The organism is Corallococcus llansteffanensis, assembly GCF_003612055.1.
Lineage (GTDB): Bacteria > Myxococcota > Myxococcia > Myxococcales > Myxococcaceae > Corallococcus > Corallococcus llansteffanensis.
Genome location: NZ_RAWB01000047.1, coordinates 1 through 21,463 on the forward strand (window position 1 = coordinate 1; position 21,463 = coordinate 21,463).

The 21,463-nt window shown below is 68.5% G+C and carries 18 protein-coding genes; 7 read left to right on the forward strand and 11 right to left on the reverse strand.

Annotated elements, in window-relative coordinates; genetic code table 11:
* Positions 1–149 precede the first annotated feature (149 nt).
* From D7V93_RS06985 to D7V93_RS07000, 4 genes are read right to left on the reverse strand one after another with little or no spacing between them, the layout of a single operon-like run.
* A complete protein-coding gene (locus D7V93_RS06985; protein WP_120642630.1) occupies positions 150–932 on the reverse strand; it encodes an outer membrane lipoprotein-sorting protein in 783 nt (260 codons plus the stop codon).
* A gap of 7 nt (positions 933–939) precedes the next feature.
* Positions 940–2,241, reverse strand: a complete 1,302-nt coding sequence (locus tag D7V93_RS06990) for an ABC transporter permease (protein WP_120642631.1) — start codon at positions 2,239–2,241, stop codon at positions 940–942.
* 4 nt (positions 2,242–2,245) lie between these two features.
* On the reverse strand, positions 2,246–4,357 hold the full coding sequence (locus D7V93_RS06995) for an ABC transporter permease (protein ID WP_120642632.1): 2,112 nt from the start codon (positions 4,355–4,357) through the stop codon (positions 2,246–2,248).
* A gap of 1 nt (position 4,358) precedes the next feature.
* Positions 4,359–5,099, reverse strand: a complete 741-nt coding sequence (locus tag D7V93_RS07000) for an ABC transporter ATP-binding protein (protein ID WP_120642633.1) — start codon at positions 5,097–5,099, stop codon at positions 4,359–4,361.
* 310 nt (positions 5,100–5,409) lie between these two features.
* Here D7V93_RS07000 and D7V93_RS07005 point away from each other — a divergent pair, with 310 nt between their 5' ends.
* Together D7V93_RS07005 and D7V93_RS07010 are read left to right on the forward strand one after the other, a co-directional pair.
* Positions 5,410–6,099, forward strand: coding sequence for a helix-turn-helix transcriptional regulator (locus tag D7V93_RS07005; protein WP_120642634.1), 690 nt, complete (start codon positions 5,410–5,412; stop codon positions 6,097–6,099).
* A gap of 102 nt (positions 6,100–6,201) precedes the next feature.
* Positions 6,202–6,573: a VOC family protein gene (locus D7V93_RS07010; protein WP_120642635.1), complete on the forward strand. Its 372-nt coding sequence runs from the start codon at positions 6,202–6,204 to the stop codon at positions 6,571–6,573.
* 21 nt (positions 6,574–6,594) lie between these two features.
* On the opposite strand, the gene D7V93_RS07015 is transcribed toward D7V93_RS07010, so the two are convergent.
* Both D7V93_RS07015 and D7V93_RS07020 read right to left on the reverse strand, forming a co-directional pair.
* Positions 6,595–7,473, reverse strand: coding sequence for a class I SAM-dependent methyltransferase (locus D7V93_RS07015; RefSeq protein WP_120642636.1), 879 nt, complete (start codon positions 7,471–7,473; stop codon positions 6,595–6,597).
* Between the two features lie 86 nt (positions 7,474–7,559).
* Positions 7,560–9,512, reverse strand: coding sequence for a DNRLRE domain-containing protein (locus D7V93_RS07020; RefSeq protein WP_147451063.1), 1,953 nt, complete (start codon positions 9,510–9,512; stop codon positions 7,560–7,562).
* Positions 9,513–9,679: 167 nt separating this feature from the next.
* Here D7V93_RS07020 and D7V93_RS07025 point away from each other — a divergent pair, with 167 nt between their 5' ends.
* Positions 9,680–10,249 (forward strand): LysE family translocator, encoded by a 570-nt coding sequence (locus tag D7V93_RS07025; RefSeq protein WP_208722939.1) that lies wholly within the window; start codon positions 9,680–9,682, stop codon positions 10,247–10,249.
* On the opposite strand, the gene D7V93_RS07030 is transcribed toward D7V93_RS07025, so the two are convergent.
* From D7V93_RS07030 to D7V93_RS07040, 3 genes are all read right to left on the reverse strand, one after another.
* The gene (locus tag D7V93_RS07030; RefSeq protein WP_120642639.1) at positions 10,246–11,097 is read right to left on the reverse strand and encodes an AraC family transcriptional regulator; all 852 of its coding nucleotides are present in this window, start codon (positions 11,095–11,097) and stop codon (positions 10,246–10,248) included. The two genes, D7V93_RS07025 and D7V93_RS07030, sit on opposite strands and share 4 nt — an antisense overlap.
* An 88-nt stretch (positions 11,098–11,185) precedes the next feature.
* Positions 11,186–12,670 carry a hypothetical protein gene (locus D7V93_RS07035; RefSeq protein WP_147451064.1) on the reverse strand — a complete coding sequence of 495 codons (1,485 nt, stop codon included), beginning with the start codon at positions 12,668–12,670 and terminating at the stop codon, positions 11,186–11,188.
* Position 12,671: 1 nt separating this feature from the next.
* A complete protein-coding gene (locus D7V93_RS07040) occupies positions 12,672–14,042 on the reverse strand; it encodes a hypothetical protein (protein ID WP_147451065.1) in 1,371 nt (456 codons plus the stop codon).
* Between the two features lie 325 nt (positions 14,043–14,367).
* Between D7V93_RS07040 and D7V93_RS07045 the strand changes: the two genes are divergently transcribed.
* From D7V93_RS07045 to D7V93_RS07055, 3 genes are all read left to right on the forward strand, one after another.
* Positions 14,368–14,904 (forward strand): metal-dependent hydrolase, encoded by a 537-nt coding sequence (locus D7V93_RS07045; RefSeq protein ID WP_120642642.1) that lies wholly within the window; start codon positions 14,368–14,370, stop codon positions 14,902–14,904.
* Positions 14,905–14,906: 2 nt separating this feature from the next.
* Entirely contained in the window at positions 14,907–16,706 is a 1,800-nt protein-coding gene (locus D7V93_RS07050; protein ID WP_120642643.1) for a metal-dependent hydrolase, read from the forward strand.
* Positions 16,707–16,773: 67 nt separating this feature from the next.
* On the forward strand, positions 16,774–17,907 hold the full coding sequence (locus D7V93_RS07055; RefSeq protein ID WP_120642644.1) for a hypothetical protein: 1,134 nt from the start codon (positions 16,774–16,776) through the stop codon (positions 17,905–17,907).
* Between the two features lie 31 nt (positions 17,908–17,938).
* On the opposite strand, the gene D7V93_RS07060 is transcribed toward D7V93_RS07055, so the two are convergent.
* On the reverse strand, positions 17,939–18,922 hold the full coding sequence (locus tag D7V93_RS07060) for a hypothetical protein (protein WP_120642645.1): 984 nt from the start codon (positions 18,920–18,922) through the stop codon (positions 17,939–17,941).
* Positions 18,923–19,188: 266 nt separating this feature from the next.
* Here D7V93_RS07060 and D7V93_RS07065 point away from each other — a divergent pair, with 266 nt between their 5' ends.
* Positions 19,189–19,716, forward strand: a complete 528-nt coding sequence (locus D7V93_RS07065; protein ID WP_147451066.1) for a hypothetical protein — start codon at positions 19,189–19,191, stop codon at positions 19,714–19,716.
* A gap of 69 nt (positions 19,717–19,785) precedes the next feature.
* On the opposite strand, the gene D7V93_RS07070 is transcribed toward D7V93_RS07065, so the two are convergent.
* Entirely contained in the window at positions 19,786–21,321 is a 1,536-nt protein-coding gene (locus D7V93_RS07070; RefSeq protein WP_244237154.1) for a hypothetical protein, read from the reverse strand.
* Positions 21,322–21,463: the final 142 nt, after the last annotated feature.

Genomic DNA, 21,463 nt, shown 5'->3' on the forward strand with positions numbered 1-21,463 from the left:
GGGCTCGGCGGGCGTGTCGGACCCGCCGCCGAAGAGGGTATCTTCGTCGGGCCGGTCGCCCGCACCGGTGGAGGCCGGAGCCTGGGCGAGCACGGGCGCGCCGACGAGGGCCGCGGACAGCGCCGCGGCCACGGTGATGTGACGGGGGTTCATCGGCTCTTGCTCTCGAGCCACGCCTTGGTGAAGAGGTTGGCTTCCAGCGAACGCAGGTCGATGGACTTGATGAGGATGACGGTGGAGTTGGCCTTCTCCACCTCGTCGTAGATGCGGATCTCCTCCGGGAACCAGACGTCCGCGCCCTTGGACTCGCTGAAGAGCTTCTTCCAGCGGGGGTAGAGCAGCGTGCGCATCTTCCGGCCGGACAGCGCGTACTCCTCGCGCTTGAGGACGTTGGTGGACTCCTTGTCCACCCACAGCTTGATGACGGGGTAGGCCACGTCCACGCCCTGCTTCGCCTTGAGGGTCAGCATGTTCGCCGTGTACTTGCCCAGCTTCCCCTCGCCCTCGAAGGACGGCTCGTACTCCTCGGCCAGGCGGGACTCGTCGAAGTCGGCGCGGCGGCTGTCGGTGCCGGCGATGCGCTCGCGCTCTGTGCGCCGCTCCCACTTGCCCACGTTGGGGTCATAGCTCCAGAGGTTCTTGTCCAACCGCAGGTAGCCCTTGCCGGCCTCCGTCTTGGGACGGCTGAAGAGGATCATCAGCTTGTCGTCCGCGTCGCGCCGGTAGACGAACGCCTCGCGCACGGCGTCTGTCTTGTCCTTCTCCTTCTGCTCCAGGTAGACGAGCGCCTTGTAGTCGCCGCCATTGCGCTGCCGGTCGTCGATGGTGGAGAGCAGCTTCACCATCTCCGCCGGCTCCAGCGCCAGCGCCACCGGGGCGGACAGCAGGGCCACGGTGAGCACCGCGGCGGACAGCAGGTTCTTGAGCGTCATGGAGGATTCACCCGATGTGGTGCATCGCCGTGACCGGCTTGAGCCGCGCGGCGAGGAAGGAAGGAATGAGCGAGATCGCCGTGGTGCAGGCGGTGATGAAGAGGACGGCGCCCACCACCGAGCCGGGGTTGACCGCCAGGTGCAGCTTCTCCGACATGATGAACACCGCCACCACTTCCGGAACGGCGATGTCCGCGGCGTTGACGGACAGGCACACCGCCAGCCCCAGCAGGGCCCCCGCGACGGTCCCCAGCAGGCCCAGCGTCAGCGCCTCGAAGACGAACATCGCCAGCACCCGCGTGCGCTGCATGCCAATGGCGCGCAGCGTGCCAATCTCCCGCGTGCGCTCCCGGATGGCGATCCACAGCGTGTTCATGATGCCCACGCAGATGATGACCAGCAGGACGAAGATGAGGACGCCCGTGAGGCCGTTGAGCGCCGTGAGCGTCCAGTTGATGAACGAGATCTCGTCCTCCCAGTTGGTGATGTCCAGCTTCTGGCCCGTCCACCCCTCGCGGTTGACGACCTCGAACTTCATCCAGAAGGCGCGCGGATCATTGTCCATCAGCTCGTAACCGGAGGCCGCCAGTGTCTGGCGCAGCCGCGCCTGCACCGTCTGCACCTGCTTGATGTCCTTCAGGTACAGGTGGATGGCGCCGGTGGTGTCGTCCTTGAGCTGGTAGAGCGCGCGCAGCGTGCGCGAGGGGACGAAGACGTTGAAGTCGCTCATCAGCCCCACGTTGGCGGCGACGGCGGCCACCCGCACGTCCACCGTGTTGTTGGTGCCGCGCATGGTGGGCGCCGAGAGCGTCACGGTGTCGCCCACCTTGACCTCCAGGCGCTTCGCCTGCTTCTCGAAGAGCAGCACGGTGTCGGGTTCGGCCAGCCCGTCCAGGGAGCCCTCCTTCAGCTGGAGGACGTTGCGGATGCCCGGCTCGGCCTGCACGTCGATGCCGCCCAGGCCCACCTGCAGGGAGCCCGTCTCGCTGACCATCTTCACCCAGCCGCGGCCGCGGTGGACGATGTAGTCCAGCTCCGGCACGTCCTTGCGGACCTGCTCGATGATCTTCGGGTAGCCCGTCACCACCGGCGCGGACTGGCCGGCGGTGACCTTGTAGAAGCCGGCCACGTTGACGTGGCCGGTGGAGAGGGTGGTGGCGGAGCGCAGCATCGTGGCCGCCATGCCGTTGGACAGCCCGTTCAGGATGACGAGCAGCGCGGTGACACCCGCGATGGCCCCGCCCAGCAGCAGCGTGCGGCGGTGGTGGGTGCCGAGGTTTCGGAATGCGATGAGGAAGAGCTGGAGCATGGGCTTACTCGTCCGTCTGCATCGCCTGGAGCGGCGAGACGCGCGTCGCCAGGAACGCCGGGTAGAGGGTGGAGATGGCGGAGACCACCATCACGATGATGAACGCCGCGATCAGGTTGCCCGCGCTGAGGCTGGGGTACAGCCTGGGCCCGGAGAAGAAGAAGTACAGCGCCTCGTTGCCCGCGGGGATGCCCACGCTGCCCAGGGCGGCCATGATGCCGCTGCCCACCAGCGCGCCGCCGGCGCCGAACACCAGGCCCAGCAGCAGCGTCTCCACCAGCACCATGCCGAGCACGAAGGAGCGCTGCGCGCCAATGGCCCGCATGGTGCCCACCTCGCGCACGCGCTGGAGCGTGGCCATCATCATCGCGTTGTTGATGATGACCAGCACCACCACGAAGATGATGAAGACGGCGGCGTAGAGCACCAGCTTCGCCATCATCACGAACTGGCCAATGAGGCCCGCCGCCTGCTGCCAGGACACCACCCGCAGCTTCAGCCCGGCGTCCTGCGCCGACTGCTTCAGCTCCGCCATCGTCTGCTGGAGCTTCTCCGGGTCCTTCAGGATGACGGCCGAGCTGAGCACCACGCCCTGTTCGATCTCGGCCTGGGAGTAGACGCGCTTCGTCAGGTCGTCCCGGCGCAGCGAATCCATGGCCCCGCTGAGCGAGTCCTGGTCGTTGATCAGGCCGGGGGTGGCGTCCGCCACCAGGTTGTTGCCGCTCTCCTCGCCGAAGAGGGCCTCCTCCGCGTTCTCCCGCGCCACGGCCTTCACGCCGCTCTGCTTCTGCAGTTCGATGAGCTCCGCCTTCTTGTCGGCGGTGAGGTAGCCGTACAGGTCCCGGAAGGACATCAGGTCCATCAGGTTGAGAGCGCCGGCCAGTGCGGACTTCTCCAGCCCCTTGAACTGGTAGGTGCCGTAGACCTTCACGTTGACGCTCTGCACGTAGCCGCTGCGCGTGAAGGCGCTGATGGTGAGGCTGTCGCCCAGGCGCAGGCGGTAGAGCTCCAGCAGCGGCGCCAGCTCCGCGTAGAACTGCGCGTAGCGCGTGCTGAAGTTGGCGTCGTCCGTGGTGAAGAAGGAGGACAGGAGCTTGTCCAGCTTCGGCTCCTGGCTGCCCAGGAGCTTCTGCAGGCGCTCCACCGCGAGGCGCGTCTTGATGGGATCCAGCTGGTAGACGATCTCACGCGTCTGCGTCTGGTTCTCCTTCACCCAGCGCTGCAGCTGGGGGTCGGTGGCGATCGTCTTCTTGTTGAGGTCGCGCTCCTGCTGGATGAGATCCAACCGGCGCGCGGTCTTCAGCTTGAGGTACTCCTCGTAGAAGAACTTGGAGAGCAGCATGCCGCGCTGGCCGTGGGGCACCGGCTGCCCGTCCACCACCTCCATGCGGTCGAAGGTGTTCTGGAAGGTGTCCAGGTCCGTCCCCGCGTAGCGGATGTAGAGCATGTCGCCGTCCGGAATCTGCGGGGCGATGCGGTTCTCCAGGAACTCCAGCGAGCCGAACGGGTCCTGCTCGAAGCCGTTCCAGAACGCCTCCGAGCGGGCGCGGGCAATCGCCTCGTGCTCCTCCGGCGTGCGGGCGGAGTCGCTCAGCAGCTCGCGGCTCTTGGCCAGCTCCTCCTCCATGAGCGCGACCATCTGGCGCACGTGCGCCTTGAGGCTGTCGATGTTCTCCCGGACGGCGGGCGTCTCACCGCCCTCCGCGCGCTTCTTGTAGAGGTCCCGGAGGCGGGCGAGCGTCAGGTCCACCGTGTTGCCGGAGGTGATGAGCGCGCCATTGGTGCCCATGGGCACCACCGTCTTCACGTTGGGGTGCTTCTCCAGCACCGGCTTGATGCGGCTGAAGTCGTCCACCGCCGCCAGGTCCGGCTCGCCGCCCATGTTGCCGAACAGGCCCAGCTCGTCCTTGGACTCGTCCGAGTAGACCTGGAGGTGACCGGCCACGCTGCCGATGATGCTGCGGCTCATGGCGCTGTCCATGCTGTCCAGGAGCGCGCCGCCCACCACGACGAGCAGCGTGCCCAGGAAGATGATGCCGCCGATGAGCAGGTTGATCTTGCTGGTGAACAGGTTGCGGAACGCGACCTGCAACAGCAGACGGAAGTGCCCGCCCATGTCAGTGACTCCCCGTGGCCAGGGCCTGCTGCGCCTCGGCGGCGCTGAGCCGGTCCAAAATCTTTCCGTCCGCCAGGCGCCACACGGCATTGGCGTGGCTCATCACCTTGGCGTCGTGGGTGGAGAAGATGAAGGTGGTGCCCTCCTTCTGGTTGAGCTCCTTCATCAGGTCGATGATGTGCTGGCCCGTCACCGAGTCGAGGTTGGCGGTGGGCTCGTCCGCCAGCACCAGCTGGGGCCGGGTGACGAGCGCGCGCGCCACCGCCACGCGCTGGCGCTGGCCGCCGGACAGCTCGTTGGGGCGGTGCTTCGCGTGGTTGGCCAGGCCCACCTGCTCCAAGAGCTGCATCACCCGCTCCTTGCGCTGCGCCTTGTCCAGCTTGCGCTGGAGGAGCAGCGGGAACTCCACGTTCTGGAAGACGGTGAGCACCGACACCAGGTTGAAGCTCTGGAAGATGAAGCCGATGGTGTGCAGGCGCAGGTCCGTGAGCTGGCGCTCGCTGAGCTTCTGGGTGTCCTGCCCGGCCACGCTGACCACGCCGGTGGTGGAGGTGTCCACGCAGCCAATCAGGTTGAGCAGCGTCGTCTTGCCGCTGCCGGACGGGCCGGCGATGGAGATGAACTCACCCGAGTGGACCTGGAGGTCCACGCCCCGGAGCGCCGGAACAACGACCTTGCCCAGGGTGTAGTCCTTGGTCACGTTCGTGATGGAAACGATGGGGGACTTCGCTGCGGCGTTCATGCGGTGCGTCCTTTTGAAAGTCTTGGAGGTGCGGCCGGAATGAGCGGATGCGGGGGACGCGGAGGCTGCGCTCACCTTGAGCTGTCTGGCGATGCGCCTGCGGCGTCCCACTCCGTCATGCCTGGCCCCCGTGCCTTCCACCCGGTCCGCGCGGTGGACGCGGACGGAACCCCGGAAGGCGTACCGGCACGTAGTGTGTTCAGTGCATCCGGTCAAGACGGACCGCACTGAATCCCGTGGACGCGGAAGTGTCGCGCCTGCCTGGACAATGGGAGAGACATGCGGCGGATGTGCGTATGCTGGCGGTACCGTGTCCCGCGCTGAACGCCTGCTTGACCTGCTCCAGATCCTCCGCCGGCAGCGGACGCCTGTGAGCGGCGCGACGCTCTCCACGGAGCTGGGCATCAGCCTCCGCACGCTCTACCGCGACATCGCCAGCCTCCAGGCGCAGGGCGCGTGCATCGAAGGGGAGCCGGGGTTCGGATACGTCCTGCGCCCGGGCTTCACGCTTCCCCCGTTGATGTTCTCCGAGGACGAGCTGGAGGCGCTGGTGCTCGGCTCGCGGTGGGTGGCGCACCGGGCGGATGACCGGCTCGGGCTCGCCGCGCGCGATGCGCTCGCCAAGATTGCCGCCGTGCTTCCGGCCGACCTGCGCGACGACCTGGATTCGATGACGCTGCTCGTCGGTCCCGGGGAGCCCATCATCACCGGGAGCCTGGACCTGGGCGCCGTCCGGCAGGCCATCCGCTCGGAGCGCAAGCTGGTCATCACCTACCGGGACCTCAAGGACGCCCAGAGCACGCGCACCATCTGGCCCTTCGCGCTCGGCTTCTTCGACCGCGTGCGTGTCGTCGTCGCGTGGTGCGAGCTGCGTCAGGGCTTCCGGCACTTTCGCGCGGACCGCATCACCGCGCTGACGCCGTCGGAGGAGGGCTTCCCGCGTCGGCGCCAGGTGCTCCTGCGCGAGTGGCGGGAGGCCGAGCGCATCGCCCCGCAGTAGCCCCGTGCTCGCTGCTGACAGAATCTGACAGGGGCTGACCCTATGACGGGTCTCGCCGGGCAGGTCGCCCTGCCCGGCGCCCATCCCTCTTGGAGAACCGTCATGGCCGACCCCAACTTCGTCCTGCTCTACGTCGACAGCCCGCCCGCGAGCGCCACCTTCTACGCAGGCCTGCTGGGAAAGCCGCCCGTCGAGGCGTCGCCGACCTTCGCCATGTTCGCCCTGTCGTCGGGAGTCATGCTCGGCCTCTGGTCGAAGCACACGGTGGAGCCCGCCGCCAAGGCCACGGGCGGGGGCGCCGAGCTGGCCTTCACCGTGGCGGACGCGGGCGCTGTCCGCGCCATGCACGCGGACTGGAGCGGACGGGGGCTCCCCATCGCCCAGGCGCCCACGGACCTGGACTTCGGCCACACCTTCGTCGCGCTGGACCCCGACGGCCACCGCCTCCGCGTCTTCGCTCCCAGCGCGGCCTGAGGCAGCGCAGGCCCTGTGGGATCATTCCCGTGGGCTCCCCACTCCGGGAACCGCGAGGGCAGTTCCAAGGGTGAGCTTCGTCACGCCTCCCAGCGTGACCCTCTCTCCCTCGCGGCTCCTCTCCAACTCGACGAGCAGCTCCGCCTCCCATGCGCGCTGCCGCGGCTCTGGCAGCTCGCCCACGAGCTTCATCACGGGCCCGCCCAGCTGCCGGATCCAGGTCACGATCTCGCTCGCATCGCGTGCCTCCACGATGGGGACCTCCAGCTCCTCGGAAGCCTCCACCGAGAAGCCGTTCCTCTCGAGGGCTGCCCCCAGACGGGCCGGGTCCGCGTGACGGAACACCCCGGGCTCATCAGCGCTGGGAAGGGGAGGGACCTCGCGATAGCGCTCGAGGATCCGGCGGGCGAGTGAAGCCCAGGGAACTCGCGCCGGCTCGGCCCACGAGGCGATGACGAGCGCGCCCCCGGGCTTCAGTGCGCGGTGGAGGGACGCGAGGGCCCGCTCGGGCTCTCGCATGTACATCAAGCCCCAGCGCACCGTGGCCACGTCGAAGGTCCGCGCTCCGACCTCCAGCGCCTCGGCGTCGGCCACCTGGAGCGTGATGTTCTCCAGGCCCTCTCGCCGCGCCCGCTCCCGGGCGATTTGAAGCACCCCGTCCACCAGGTCGATTCCAAGCACCAGGCCTTCGGGGCCCACTCGATGGGCCGCGGGCACGGCGGGCTCACCTCGGCCACAGGCGACATCCAGGACGTGCATTCGCGGTGAGACACCCGCCAGGTCGAGCATGCGCTCGGTCAGGGGCCGCGAAAGCCGCGCCTCCATCGCATCGTAGGAGCGCCAGAACTCGACCATCCGGGCCCGGGTTGCCTCCTGCTGCTCACGTGGGGTGTCACTCATGTCCGCAAGCCTCGAATCGCAAGGGCCCCGCCGGGAAGTCACCGCGACGGGGCGCCAAGCACACTGCCGATTCCCGAGGCCTCTGGCTACAGCCCCACGGAGCCCACGCCCGCGTGCGTGAGCGTCTCCCAGGACATCTGCAGGTCCGTGAAAGAACCGCCCGCGCGTACGCGGGGGAGGAGCGCTCCCGTCGAGGGCATGGAGCGGCCTTTGCGCGTCACGTAGTGGTTGAAGAGGATCTCCCACGTCGGGAGGATCTGCATCTCCATGGTGTTGTTCGGCACGGGCTGGCCGTTCTTCGTCACGAACTCGCTCCTGCGCGCGCACAGCCAGGAGTCGACGGGGAGGGTGAGCTGGCCGTTGTTGTCCGGGGCATGGGGAACCAGGAACCGGGCCATGAATTCGGCGCTCGCGATGAGCCGCGCCTCCTGCTCGGAGAAGAGGTCCACTCCCTGGATGAGCGCTGTCTCCGCCGCCTGCGAGATGGAGGCAATCGACATCGTCGCATGGCCGAAGTCCCGGCACGCCTCCATGGAAATGCCATTCACGCGCGCCGTGCCGAACTCCGTCTGTCCGCGCCAGCTGCTGAGCAGCACGCCACTCTTCCAGGTTCCGTCCGCGTTGCGCTGGTCCGGAGCTGACACGGGCACCGCACCGTCGCTCGTCAGGTAGTACGTCTCCCGCACATGCTGGCGCCACATGCCAAGCGACTTCTCGAAGAGCGCCTTGTCATCCGTGTAGACGGCGATGTTCATCACACCGTTCGTCATGGAGTTGTTCCAGTTGGAGCCTCCACCCGCCCAGCCGTTGGTGATCCGCGGCAGCACCGCGCGCTTCAGCATGTCGCCGAACCGGACAGCCTTTTCCTCGGTCCAGCCCGAGCCGCTGTAGCGGAGGATCTCCGCCGAGCGCGGGAACAGCTCCGCGAGCCAGGCCGCCTGGAGCGGACCGTTGTACGTGCTGTTGTCACCATTGACGAAGAGGATGGTCTGGAGCGTGTCGGCGTACGCGTCGAGGATCCGGATGGCGGCATCCGCATAGCGCTGCTCACGCGTGTGGTACCAGAGGAGCGCGAGCGTATAGGCGTGCAGGGCGTCCTGCCGGGAGTTGTAGCAACCGATGTCCACCGTGCTGCCGCCGTTGCCACACTGCATGGTGGGGACGGGCTTCGGCGTCCAGGCCGTGTTCGCGTAGGAGCCACTGACCGCCTTGTTGAACTGGGCAAGCCACGGCTGCGCACCGGCTCCAATCTTCGCCCGGACGAAGTCGAGCTGGGCCTTGGAGACGTGGAGCCCCGGGTGGACGAAGCCGGGCGTGTAGGTGACGGTCAGCTGCGGCCGCTGCGCGAGGGTGGTTGTCTCCGAGGACGCAAGGTCCAGCCCGTCCATGTTCGTGTTGGCATCCAGCACGAAGCCACGGTTGCTCGCGGGATTGTCCACCCACGCCTGGACCGCGGCGATGCCCGCCGCGCCCAACGTCACGGTGTAGGGGCCCGTGACGGCGGGCAGGAGCGTTCCCAGCACGCTCGAGCCCCGGTCCGCCGAGCCGCGAGCGCCCGCCGCGCTCCAGGTGCTGGTCGAGGTCGCCCGGGCCCAGGTGGCCTGCGCCTCGTTCCAGTCGCGTCCCGCGGCGTAGAGGAAGAAGCCCTCTCCGCTCGTGCGGTTCGTCACGTTGACGGTCAGCTTGACGGACCGCACCGTCGCGCCCGCGGGGAGGGTGCTCAGGTCGAAGCGCAGCAGGGCGTTGGCGCTCTGCCCGCTGGCCGACGGGTAGTCACGGTCCATCCGCAGCAGGGTGTCCACGCCCGCGTTGGTGGACGGCAGGCCCTCCTGGAGCCACGTGTCGGAGACGCCCGCGTAGGTCGAAGACGGTGACACGCCCCGCTGGAAGGACACCGTCACATCCGCGGCCAGGGCACCGTGGGCCTCATGGACAGCGTCGAGGGCCTCCGCGTCCGGAAGCTCGGAGCCGCCACATGCGACGAGGGTGCCAGGAACAAGAACAAGCGCCAGACGGCGCAGCCACATCGAAATTCTCACGCTCACTCCGTAATCTGAAAAAATGGAAATCCATGTCGCAGGCGGAGTTATCGCGCGTCGCGTTGCACAGTTGCGTCCGCGCGTCACATCCGCGGCCAGGGCACTTTCCTTCAATACTCACGGGGCGCCGCTCCCTAGCGTCGGTCCGCATGAACGTCGCTCTTTCCATGGCAGCCTTTGCACTGGCCGCATCCATCACTCCCGGCCCCGTGAACCTCGTGACCTTGAGCACCGGCGCCCGGTTCGGCTTGCGCGCGGCCCTGCGCTACGTGACGGGAGCCACGGTGGGCTTCACGCTGCTGCTGGTGCTGCTGGGCCTGGGGCTGTACGAGGTCCTGGAGCACTGGCCGTTCTTGACGGAAGCCCTCCGCCTGGCCGGAGTCGCGTTCATCCTCTTCATGGCCTGGCGGCTGGCGGTGGGTGACGGCACGCTCAGCGATGCAAAGACGGACATCGCCCCCACCTTCCTCCAGGGCGCGACGCTCCAATGGCTCAACCCCAAGGCCTGGCTGGCTTCGGTGGCGGGGATGGGGGCCTTCGCGGCGAACGGTGAGCCGGAGCGGGTCTGGCGGTTCGCGGCGGTGTACTTCGGGGTCTGCCTGGGCTCCATGGCGTGCTGGGCCTGGGCGGGGACCGTCCTGCGCGGCGCTCTGGGCAACCCCTCGCGGGTGCGCCTGTTCAACCGGGGCATGGCCGCGCTGCTTCTCGGCTGTGCCATCTCCTTGCTCCTGTCCTAGCGAGCGCCCCGGTATTGCCCTGGCGTGGTGGCCAGCAACTGTTTGAACGCACGCTGAAGGTGGGCCTGGTCCGCGAAGCCCGCCTCGTGGGCCACGTCGGCAATCCCATGGCCCCGCTTGAGCTGGGCCCGGGCGAACTGGACGCGGCGGTTGACCAGGTAGGCATGGGGCGTCAGGCCGTAGCGCTTCTTGAACGCACGGATGAGGTAGGACGCGGACAGCTCCGCCGCCTGGCAGATGTCCTCCAGCTTGAGGGGCTGCGTGCAGTTGTCGCTGATGAAGTCCGCGGCCCGTTCGATGCGGGGGTTCGCCTGCCGTGGCGCGGCGGCCGAGGGATTCAGGCGCTGCTGCAGCTGCGCGAAGAAGGTGACGGCGGCCCCTTGCTTCCGCAGGGGCTCGGGCTCGCGGTCGGTCAACACGTCGTAGAACCGGTTGAACGCCGCGTAGAGCCCGGGCTCTGTCGTCAGGAGGGTGGCGAAGGGATGGAAGCCCTGGTTGGCGTTGAGCCCCAGCTCGTGCTGGAGGCGGGTCAACCAACGCGTATCCACATACAGCATCCGGTACGACCAGGGCTGGTCATGGATGGGATTGCAGGCGTGCACCTCGCCCGGATTCATCACCACCAGGGCCCCGGTGCCCACCGGCCTGCGGACGGCCTGATTCAGGTAGGTGCTCTGCCCGCCGGAGATCACGCCGACGGAGAAGGTCTCGTGGAAATGCCTCGCGTAGCAGACCTTGCGTCCGTCCTGGACCTCGCGCGCCTCGATGAAGGGCAGCCGCTCATCGCGCCAGAAGCGGGAGACGGCCGCCGTCCTCGACTCCGGGCTGCCACGGCTGCCCTCGTTCATCCGGTCCCGCTCCTGGCTGGGTGATGCGTCGCTCCGGAATACCAGGGCGGGCCGTGCCGCGTCAGCAGCGGATGCCGTCCGACGCGGCTCAGAGCGCGACGCGAAGGATGGACGTCGTGCTGCTCCCATCCTCGCGTGCGCGGGTGACGTCCAGATAGAGCGTGGGAGGGTGGTCGCGCATGATGCCGGTGGCGGCGGGCGTCCCCTCCAGCAGGCCCAGGTCGACCCGCCTCGTCCGGTCCCACGTCCACAGGTGGCCCTCGGCCGTCCCGTCCGGTCGCGACACCGGCTGGTGGTACACCACGCGCTCCGCGTCCGGGACGAACAGGATGGGGACGGTGGGGTAGGGGGCGTCCAGGTTCAGCTTCGAAACCTGGGAGTCGCGCTCCCACTCCAGCCAATGGAGCTGCCCCTGCGTGCCCTTGAGCTGCACCGAGTTCGTGAAGCCCTGGCTGAAGATGGGTCCAATCCGGGTATCCCGCGCGGATTCACTGAAGAGAAAGCCGCCCTGGCTGTCCCGGTAATGGCCGTACACGTCGCACCGGATGAAGGGGCACGGATCCGGCCGGCACGCTATCGCAGGCTGTCTCCATTGCCGGGTGCTCTCGCAGGAATTGCCACTGGACACCTGCCCGCATGCCTGGCCCGTACAGGCCTCGAGGGTGTGGCCGAGGGGGACTCCCACGGGAGCTCCTCTCCACTGGCCCTCGGTGCTCACGAAGACCTTCTCCTCGCTCAGCATGAAGGCGGAGAGGGGCTTCCACTCCGGATACTCGGCGTCGTTGCGCCAAACCTGGTCCCACAGCGGGGCGCCCGTGGAGGTGTCGAACAGCATGACGTGGGCACCCACGACCCAGCCATGGCGCGTTCCCCCCGGCGACATGAAGGACGGCCCCGGCGGCACGCCCAGGTCCATGACCGCGCCCGAGGGCACATCGATGAGCCAGCGCTGCGGGCCGTTGGCGAGGAGCAGGGTGTTCCCACCGTTCTGGAGCGTGGGCGTCCCGGTCTGGACCTGGACCGGCGTCATGAGCACGCAGTCGCCGGGCAGGCAGGTGGCCGTCTTCGCCACGCGAACGAAGGTGGTCCCCGCCTCGTCGCGTTCGAAGAAGGCCACGTAGCTCAGGGCCGCGTCATGGAACACCGGCCCCCGGGCCTTCGCGGTGATGGCGAAGGCCTCCGGGGTGCCGGGCCGCCAGAGCCAGAGGGTCCGCACTCCGTCCGCCTCCGCGCTCCACAGCACCGCGGCGTGGCTGTCGCTCGGGACGAAGACAGCCTCCGCCACCCCTGCGATGCGGGAGGGGTCGCCCGTGGGCAGCCCCTGCGTGTAGGTCCCATCCTCCCGAACCGAGAAGAGGACGGTCTGCTTTTCATCCACCTGGAGCAGGCGGGCTTCGCGGGCCACCGTTGGGAAGGGGCTTCCCGCGTCCACACCCGCGTCCGCGCCAGCATCCGCGCCGGCGTCCGCGCCTCCCGGCTCTGAGTGGCAGTGGGACAGTCCCATCCCCAGCAACAACAGGCCCAGGAGCCTCCACGCGCGATGCGGGAGGGCGCTGCTTGTTGAAAGGTTCATTCTAGAGCCGGATCCGGAGGATGTTGGAGTACGGGGACTCCGCCGCGACGTTCACGTACAGCGAGAGCGGGGAGTCGCGTACCGTAAGGGAGTAGAAGACGTCGTAGCCGGGCTTGCCGGGCAGGGCCAACAGGTCGGTCAGTTGCGCCCCGTCCCAGGCCGCCAGTCGGAACTCGGCCTCGCCATCCGATCGCGTCAGCTGCTGGGCGAACACCACGCGCTGCGAGCCCGGCAGGAAGGTGAACAGTCCCGTCTGCAGCCTGCCTGGCGGCTCCACGCCGCGGACTGCGCCGGGCCCCAGCCACTCGAGCGTCTCGGCGGACATCTCGCCGAACTCCATTTGCACCTGCTGCGACAGGTCCTCGTTGAAGATCGGATCGACGTGAACGGAGCGGGTGCTGGCGCCCGACGTGACGTTCGCGAGCAGCTGCATCCGGGCATCGAAGTAGGTGCCGGTGTAGCGATACCGGCAGTACGACGGGCTGCACCCCCGGTCCTGGAGGCAGCGCAAGAGATCCGTACGGCCCGGCGAGTACCAGCAGTTGCCCTCGCCTCCCGGGAGGATCCTGCATCCCGTCGCATCGCAGGTGACGGTGTCCCGGTCGGTGGGGAATCGAGGGGGCGGAGGGGGAGGCTCACGGATGTTGAAGACGAGGCTCCCCGCGTCGGTGAGCAAGCCCGAGAGGACCACCCAGTCCTTGCGAGACGCCTCGTCGGCCCAGGGCCGCTCCCACTGGAGGGTGCGCGTGGCGGAGTCGAACACCTGGAGCTTTCCCCCCGCGCTGAACAGGACGTAGCGGGCGCCGTCCGGGGAGAACGCGGGCGGCCCCGCCACCGGGCCCAGCGCCGTGACGGCTCCGGAGGGCACGTCGATGAGCCAGGCCTGGGTCGCGTCCGTGGCGAGCACGTGCGCTCCTCCTGCCTGGAGGCCCAGGGTGGCCCCGGGCACCTGGAGCAGCGTCCGGGAGGCACAGGCCTCCGGGGTGCAGGTGGCCGCGTCCATCACGCGCACGGCGGACGTCGCCGCACCCGCGTCGTACTCAGCGTAGGCCACGTAGGACAGCGAACGGTCGCGGACGATGTCCCCCTGGGCCCGCGTGGTGATGGGGATGCCCGCGTCACTCCCGGGCCGCCAGAGCCACAGGACCCGGGTCTTCGCCACGTCCTGCGGGCTCCAGAGCAGCACCGCGCTGCCGTCCTCCGCGAGGAAGGCGCCTTCGGCCGGATCCGAGAGGCGCGTCTCCTCGCCCCCGGGCAGCGTCTTGGCGAACGTGCCGAAGACGGTCTGGGCCGTGAACACGAGGAAGCGCTGCTGCGCGTCCACCCCGAGCAACCGCGCCTCCTGCCTCAGCACGTCGACCCGCGGGACCACTTCCTCCTCGGGCGGAGGCTCTATCGGTTCCTTCGTCTCGCAGGAGGCCGCTCCCAGCCCTACGAACAGCAGCGCCAGGGCCCCCAAGGCCTTCCCACGCCCATTGCCTGTCATCTGGATTTCCCCTCATCCGAGGATGCCGCCGGCCCGGCACCTCGTCCGGCAATGCCTATCACAGACGCGCCTCGCGATGGCAGGGTCTTGAAGGGCCTGGTTCCTCGCCGCCCGATAGCCTGGAATTCCAGGTGGGCCCGGGCCTCCTGCCTCGCGCGGGGCTCAAGGCGGGCGTGGTGACGCCCGTCGCAGCGGCTATACTCCGCCGCCGATGGCGAGCATTGGACACGTAGCAGTCGGCATGGCCGCGGCGAGGGCCTGGGTAGGAAACGACGCGTCGCGCGCGAGGCTGGTGCGCGTGATGCTCGCGTTCTCGGCGTTGTCGATGTTGCCGGACGCGGACGTCATCGCCTTCCCGCTCGGCATTCCGTACTCGGCGCCCTGGGGCCACCGCGGCGCGACGCACTCGTTCGTCTTCGCGCTGTGGCTCACCGCCGTCATCGTGGCCATCGCCCGGCGCGCGGGGGCACCGCCCCTTCGCACCTTCGTCTGCGTCGCGCTCGTCGCGGTGAGCCACGGGCTGCTGGACATCCTGACGGACGGCGGGCTCGGCTGCGCGCTGCTCTGGCCGTTCTCGAATGCGCGCATCTTCGCGCCGGTGACGCCCATCCCGGTCGCGCCCATCGGGGCGTACATGTTCTCGGGACGCGGGCTCTACGTGGTGATGTTCGAGCTGCTCTTCTTCGCGCCGTTCTTCCTCTACGCGACGTTCCCCAGGAAGAAGCGCCTGGTCGAGAGCACCCGGTAGACGTGGCCTCGCTGTTCACCCATGCCGCCTGGACGGCGCTCGTCGTTCGCGCACGGCCCGGAGCGGCCCTTTCGCGACGGCTCCTGGTCGCGGCGGGGCTCTGCGCATGCGTGCCGGACCTCGACTTCGCGCTGGCGCCGCTCAGTCAGCAACCGGGCGACCTCTGGGCGCACCGGGGACTCCTCCATTCGCCGCTGTTCCTGCTCGCGCTCGCCGTCGTGGGCGCGGCGCTGGTGACGCCACCAGGTGAGTGGCGCCGCAGCCTTCCGCGTCACATGTTCGTGCTGTGGCTCGCGGGCTGCGGGCACGTGCTGCTGGATCTCCTCACCTGGGGCGGGCCGGGCACGGCGCTCCTCGCCCCCTTCTCCGAGGCGCGGTTCCAGCTGCCACGTCCGCTGCGGCTCGTCCCCGTCGTCCCGGTGGGGATGGACGAGTGGCTGGGGCGGCTCGGCGTGCAGGTGCTCGCGGTCGAGGCGCTCTTCATCCTCCTCCCGACGCTGCTCCTGCTGCGCGGCGCCGCGCTGACCCCAGGCCCCTCCGCGCGTACCAGGTGGGGCGTCCTCTTCGGTGCGTGGGCGTTGCTGGCGGCGGCCTTGCGCATGTTCGGGCCCACGGGCTTCTCGCTCCCCCCGGAGCGCGTCATCTCCGCCTTGCCGTCGGATCCGGAGGAGCGGCCCGAGGTGCTTCCGGGCCCCGCGCTCATCACCCGGTTCGACGCGCTCCAGGCGCGCGGGCTGTTCAACCGCCCGCTCGTCCCGGGGCGGGTGCCGTGGTCCTCCGAGTTCTATCCATACTGGTTCGGAGGCCAGGCCGGGCGCTGGCGGGACCCCGTGCCGAGCCTGATTGGCCGGACGCTTTTCGGCGCGGCGCCGCCTTCCGCCCCGGTCCCGGGGGACGGGCTCTTCTCGCTGTCGCCCACGGAGAAGTACGACCTCGCCTCGGGGGCCGCGGGCTTCCCCGCGACGAGCGCGGCGCTCGCGGAGACGCACAACCGCCGGCCCCGTCCGAGGTTCTGGTTCGGGCTCTGCAACGGCGCGGCGGCGGCGGCGCTCGCGGTGGAGGAGCCCTTCCGCACGGTCGATGTCGTGGCCCGCGATGGGCGTCGGATCCGCTTTCATCCCAACGACGTGAAGGCGTTGCTCGCGGCCGCGTACTACCAGCCGGCGGAGGTCCACACGCTCAGCGACCTCTGCGCCAGGACGGGCTTCGACGTGGGCGCGCGTTGCAGCGTCCACCCCGCGGCCTTCGCGCTGGCCGTGTTGAACCGCCTCGGGGTGAGCGGTCAGTCCTTCCTCGTCGAGGTCCATCCCACAGCGCAATCGCAGTACTACGCGGTCGCCGGTGCCACGGTGCGGTTGACGCGCGAGCCGTACGCACCGTCCGGGGAGCCCCTGGAGTCCGGCCTCGCTCCCCGGGTGGCGAAGCTCGTGGATGTGGACATCGAGCTGCGGCTCAGCTCCACGCTGCTCCCGGCCCGGGCCACGGACGTCCTCGATCCGAAGTGGGCCGAGGGCAGCGGGTACGAGAAGGTCGGCGCCATTGCCGTCGTGCAGCACTACCCGCTGACGCTGGCGCTGGATGCCTCCGGAGAGATCATCGGCGGGCGCTACACCGGCGACCCGGCGGACGGGCCGGACCAGCTCGGGGTCACCAGCGCCATGCCCGCGCTGCGTGCGGAGGGAACCGTCGAGGCATCCCCACCGCTGCGCTGGCGGCCCATCGAGGCGCTCGCGCGGGCCAGCGTGAGCATCGATCCGCAGCCACCCACCGTGGACGCGAAGGTGTTCGACGCCAGCCCCTGAACGACCCTGGCCCTCCGCTCGTCTCGGGCGCAGCGCCGCTCTACACTGCCTCCCTCCTGGAGGCTGGATGCACTCGAAGAGACTTCACTGGTTGTCCACGGCCGCGGCGCTCTCTCTGTCCGTGGGGGGCGCGCTCATCTTCGGCGCGGGCTGTGGCGATGATGAGCCGGGCGTGGACGTGCCCAACCCCCTGACCAACCCCAAGGACGGCCCGCCCGCCGGCAATCCGAATGCGGAGGCCACGTGCAGCGTGCCCGCCGAGGCAGGTCTCGCGGACGTCTCCAGGCCCACCACCGTCGTCGGAACCGGAACGCCCGCGAGCTGCACCAGTACGGCCTTCGTCGAGGCCGTGGCCCGGGGCGGCGTCATCACCTTCGACTGCGGGCCGGAGCCGGTGACGATCACGCTCGACCGGACCGCGAAGGTCTTCAACGACAAGGGGCCGGACATCGTCATCGATGGCAAGGGGCTGGTGACGCTCAGCGGCGCGGGCAAGCACCGCATCCTGTACATGAACACCTGCGACCAGAAGCAGGTGTGGACGACCTCTCACTGCCAGGACCAGGACCACCCCCGGCTGACGCTCCAGAACCTCACGTTCGTGGACGCCAGCTCCAAGAGCGAGACGGAGTTCGACGGAGGCGGGGCGGTCTGGGTGCGCGGTGGGCGGGTGAAGGTCCTCAACTCCCGCTTCTTCAACAACGCGTGCGCCGATGTCGGGCCGGACGTGGGCGGTGGCGCCCTGCGGGTGTTCAGTCAGTACGACGGGCTGCCTGTCTACGTGGTGAACACGACCTTCGGCGGCAAGCAGGGCTACGGCGGCGTCTGCTCCAACGGCGGCGGCATCAGCAGCATCGGTGTGTCGTGGACCGTCATCAACAGCCTGTTCTCCCACAACCGGGCCATCGGCAACGGCGCGAATCCCGCCAGTCCAGGCACCCCGGGCGGGGGCAGCGGCGGGGCCATCTACAACGATGGCAACACGATGACGCTGTCCCTGTGCGGCACGCGAATCGAGCACAACGAAGTCAACGCCCACGGCAGCGCCATCTTCTTCGTCAGCAACGACCACTCGGGCGACATCCGCATCGACCGCTCCGTCATCCAGAACAACCAGGGAGGCTCCTGGTACGCGACGTATCCGCAGATCTCCAATCACGCGGATACGCCCATCAAGGTCACGAACTCCACGATCGAGTGACGCGCCCGGCATGGGCGCGTCGTTCGCCTTCCTACAGCGTGCAGAGCGACTGACGCGGGCTGAACGGGCCTGCCCACCAGGAGACGCAGGCCTCGATGTTGCCGGTCGGAGCGGGCTTGGGCGCGAAGACGTTGCCGTACACGTCGGTCCGGTTGACGAAGTGCGTGTTGGACTCGGAGACGGGGGTGGCATTGTGCGTCACATGAACCCCCATCAAGGGCCACGACCCGTTGGGATTGGGCCCGCCCGCGACGACGGCCTGGGCGAAGTAGACCGTCGGGGCGCCTACGGCGCCGGGCGTGCAGACCGCCGAGTACAGATTGACGCAGACGGCGCCAGCGCTCTGGCACTTGTTCTTGAGCAGCGTGACGTTGCTGCACACGCCCAGGGGCTGCGTGGGCGGATTGGCGGGGCAGAAGGCCGGCCGGTTGGTGGTACCCAGCAACGCGCAGATGTCCTCGCCCGGCTGGGCGGAGGCTTCGGCGTAGAGCGGGTGCAGCTCCGAGAGGTGGACCTTGTGATCCCCGCTGTTACGGGTAGCGCGCACGACGAACGTCTGGGCGGTGATGGGGGTGATGAATCCCAGCGTCGCGAACCTGAAGTCCTGGACATAGTCGAACGTCGCTGGCGAGCGCGCGTCCACGACCACATACTTGTACGTGCTGGTCGCTGCATCGAGGTATTGGACCTCCCAGCTGTTGTCCCAGGGCGTGGAGTTGCTGGGGGCCGCGCCCCCTGCGATGCCGGCGAACCCCGTCAGCTTGACCGGGGTGGGGAACGTGAACTTGATGTCCAGGGGCGAGCCTGAATAGTCGATGACCGTGAACTGGCCCGGTACGCAGTCGAGCAATCCGATGGTGTTGTAGAGGCCATTGGGCGGCGGAGAGATGGTGATGCTGCTTGGCGCCTTCCCCGTGGGCACGGGCGGACAGACACTCTGGGCCCAGGCCCCGCTCGCCGTCAGCATGAGGGACAGGAACACGGTCGCCAGACGGTGAAGCCCTGCGTTGCGCATGCGGAAACCCCTAGGAGATGTTTCACGCAGGGTGAACCCATACGCAGTCATGAGTCAAATCCATGCCAGGACTCCGCTCCCTCCAGAATAATACACCCCGTGCGCGGCGCCTGCGTCCGCATGAAGGCCTGCTCAAAACGTGCTAAAATGGCTTAAGCCGTACCCGCTCAATCCGCAACCCGGAGGCCATGATGAAGCACTCGAGCCCGTGGATGGTGGTCTGTGCCGTCAGTCTGATGTGGGGATGCGGAGGGCCGCCCGAAGACTTGCCGTCGGATGTTCCCGGAGGGGAGGAGGACGGGCTCATCTCACAGACCCTCATCCGTGCGCTGCCGGATGGGACGATGTCCCAGGAGACGACGTTCATCACCCGGTCGGAGCAGCGGGCCCAGCTCGAAGCGCGCGAGGCGCTCTTCCGGCACCAGGGCGGAGGCGTCACCCAGCAGGACCTGGACGACCTGGCCATCGACGGAGGGTGTGCTGGCTCCAGCCTCTGGCTCTTTGATCAGGCGGCGCGCCAGGGCAACCAGCTCTGCCTCTACAAGCAGGCGGGGGCGCCTCAGGGCTGGCTGAACCTGGGAACGGTCATCAGGCGCTGGGACGGCACCCGGTTCCTGACCTGGTCGGGCGCTGTCCGCAGTCTCTGGTCGGGCGTCCACCCAGGCAGCCTGCAGTATTGCACCGCCACCCTCTGCTACACCTCGCCCTATCAGAACTTCAATGCCAATCAGCCTTTGGACACCATCACTGCCTCGGCGTCGAAGCTGAACTGGGCCTACCTGTACGACCCGTGACCGCGGGAGGACCCGGTGGTGCACCACCGGGTCCTTGGTCCCTTCCGTAGCAGCGCCGACGTCGCGGCCCTACTTCAGTGCGCCCGCCGGGATCTCGACCACGTACGCATCGACGTCCGTGGCGCTGCCACTGCCCCAGTTGGAGTTGAAGGCCACCCGCGTGAAGTCGAGGTTGACGCTGGCGTGCGGCTCGCTCCAGTAGCCATTCGAGGCGACGCGGTGGTGGGCCAGCGTGTAGACGGTCGGGCTGGCCTTCAACTGCACGGCCATCAGCGTGCGGTGCAGCCACTGCTGGGCGCCGCCGTAGTCAGCATAGGTGCTGATCAGCACCCAGCCGGGCCGGGCAAACGCCTTGCCGGAGACGTGCAGTGCCGTCGCGGTGCCGGCCACGTACGTCGGGAACAGCGTCGTGCGCACGCCTGTGCGCAGGTTCACCATGAACACGTCGCCCCCGTTGGACTGGTAGTCCACGGCCACATAGGTGTCGTCGCCGTTGGCGTCCAGGGCGAGGTCCGAGTGCTCGGACTTCGAGTGCAGCTGGACCTTCTTGCTGAAGTCCCGCGAGAACGCCGCCGTGCCCAGGGCCCCATCGCTGGACACCACGCAGGAGGTGCCGCTGGGGGACATGCTCACGTGGTCAGGCCGCTCGCCGTGGGTGTCGTACGTGCCCAGGACGGTGTCCGTGTCCCGGTCCCAGGTGAACACGCCCACGCTGCCCCAGTTGGCGTCGTCGACCATGAAGCACCAGTAGCGCCGGTCCGCCGAGGGAGAGCCCTCCGAGCGCGTCCAGGCCGCCATCGCGGTCGGCCACCGGGCCTTCAGCCGTGCGCCAAAGTCGCCCACGACGCGCGAGGCCCCCGTCGAGACGTTCAGCTCGTGGAGCCGCATCCCGACGCCATTGGTGGGCAGGTAGTAGAGCAGGTCCGGATTCGTCGGGTGCCACTGCGGCTCCGCGTCCGCGGCCGGGCCCGACAGCCGCTTCAGGTACGCGCGCGTGTTGGCGTCATACACATGCCAGGCTCCGTCGAGCGCGTAGATCAGCTGCTTCGTGTTGTTCGCATTGAAGCCCTGACGGCGGGAATAGTCATTTCGAGCAAAGCCCGAGACGCCATCGGCCGTGTGGTCGGTGGCACGCACGACACAGGTCTTGTACGTGGGCTCCGAGACCGCCACGCCCTTGGAGGGCTTCGCCAGTGCGGGAATGGGGTACGCCTGGCGGGCGCTGGAGAGCGCGAAGTCCGGGGGATAGAACGTGGCACAGGCAGGGCTGAGTTCCCCGCTCACCGGGCCCGCTGACGTGCTCTTCTGACACGTCTTGAACAGGCCCGGCGCGGGGTCCGGATTGAAGAAGCAATATACGCGCCCCGCCGGCATCTCCCGGGTGACCCACTGGTCGCCCACGCCGAAGCGGACCGTCGAAGGCTTGTCCAGCGTGAAGGACTGATACTGGTTCGCCACGGTCTCCCAGCCCGCCGGGGCGAGCGCGGACTCGGCCGACTCGGAGTCGGGCATGCCTTCGCCCGTCTCGCCGCCACAGCCCAGCAGGGCGAGTGACATCAACGCAGCCCTCCACACCACCACGTCGCGCTTCAAGTCACGCTTCATATCAAGCACTCCTCGTTGTTGGCCGACCGCAGGGTCTTGACAAGGTAAACAGGTAGTGCTTGATTTACAAGTTTTGATATGACATTGTGATAAGAATGTTTAATCATCCGGTGAGAAGAGTGGGGTCTCTGCTCTACATCCG

Coding starts and splice junctions, on each gene's coding strand:
- D7V93_RS06990 (WP_120642631.1), bottom strand. CDS start 2,241: ATGCTCCAGCTCTTCCTCATCGCATTCCGAAACCTCGGCACCCACCAC.
- D7V93_RS07030 (WP_120642639.1), bottom strand. CDS start 11,097: ATGAACGAGGGCAGCCGTGGCAGCCCGGAGTCGAGGACGGCGGCCGTC.
- D7V93_RS07070 (WP_244237154.1), bottom strand. CDS start 21,321: ATGAAGCGTGACTTGAAGCGCGACGTGGTGGTGTGGAGGGCTGCGTTG.
- D7V93_RS07035 (WP_147451064.1), bottom strand. CDS start 12,670: ATGAACCTTTCAACAAGCAGCGCCCTCCCGCATCGCGCGTGGAGGCTC.
- D7V93_RS07015 (WP_120642636.1), bottom strand. CDS start 7,473: ATGAGTGACACCCCACGTGAGCAGCAGGAGGCAACCCGGGCCCGGATG.
- D7V93_RS07000 (WP_120642633.1), bottom strand. CDS start 5,099: ATGAACGCCGCAGCGAAGTCCCCCATCGTTTCCATCACGAACGTGACC.
- D7V93_RS06985 (WP_120642630.1), bottom strand. CDS start 932: ATGACGCTCAAGAACCTGCTGTCCGCCGCGGTGCTCACCGTGGCCCTG.
- D7V93_RS07045 (WP_120642642.1), top strand. CDS start 14,368: ATGGCGAGCATTGGACACGTAGCAGTCGGCATGGCCGCGGCGAGGGCC.
- D7V93_RS07055 (WP_120642644.1), top strand. CDS start 16,774: ATGCACTCGAAGAGACTTCACTGGTTGTCCACGGCCGCGGCGCTCTCT.
- D7V93_RS07010 (WP_120642635.1), top strand. CDS start 6,202: ATGGCCGACCCCAACTTCGTCCTGCTCTACGTCGACAGCCCGCCCGCG.
- D7V93_RS07025 (WP_208722939.1), top strand. CDS start 9,680: ATGGCAGCCTTTGCACTGGCCGCATCCATCACTCCCGGCCCCGTGAAC.
- D7V93_RS06995 (WP_120642632.1), bottom strand. CDS start 4,357: ATGGGCGGGCACTTCCGTCTGCTGTTGCAGGTCGCGTTCCGCAACCTG.
- D7V93_RS07060 (WP_120642645.1), bottom strand. CDS start 18,922: ATGCGCAACGCAGGGCTTCACCGTCTGGCGACCGTGTTCCTGTCCCTC.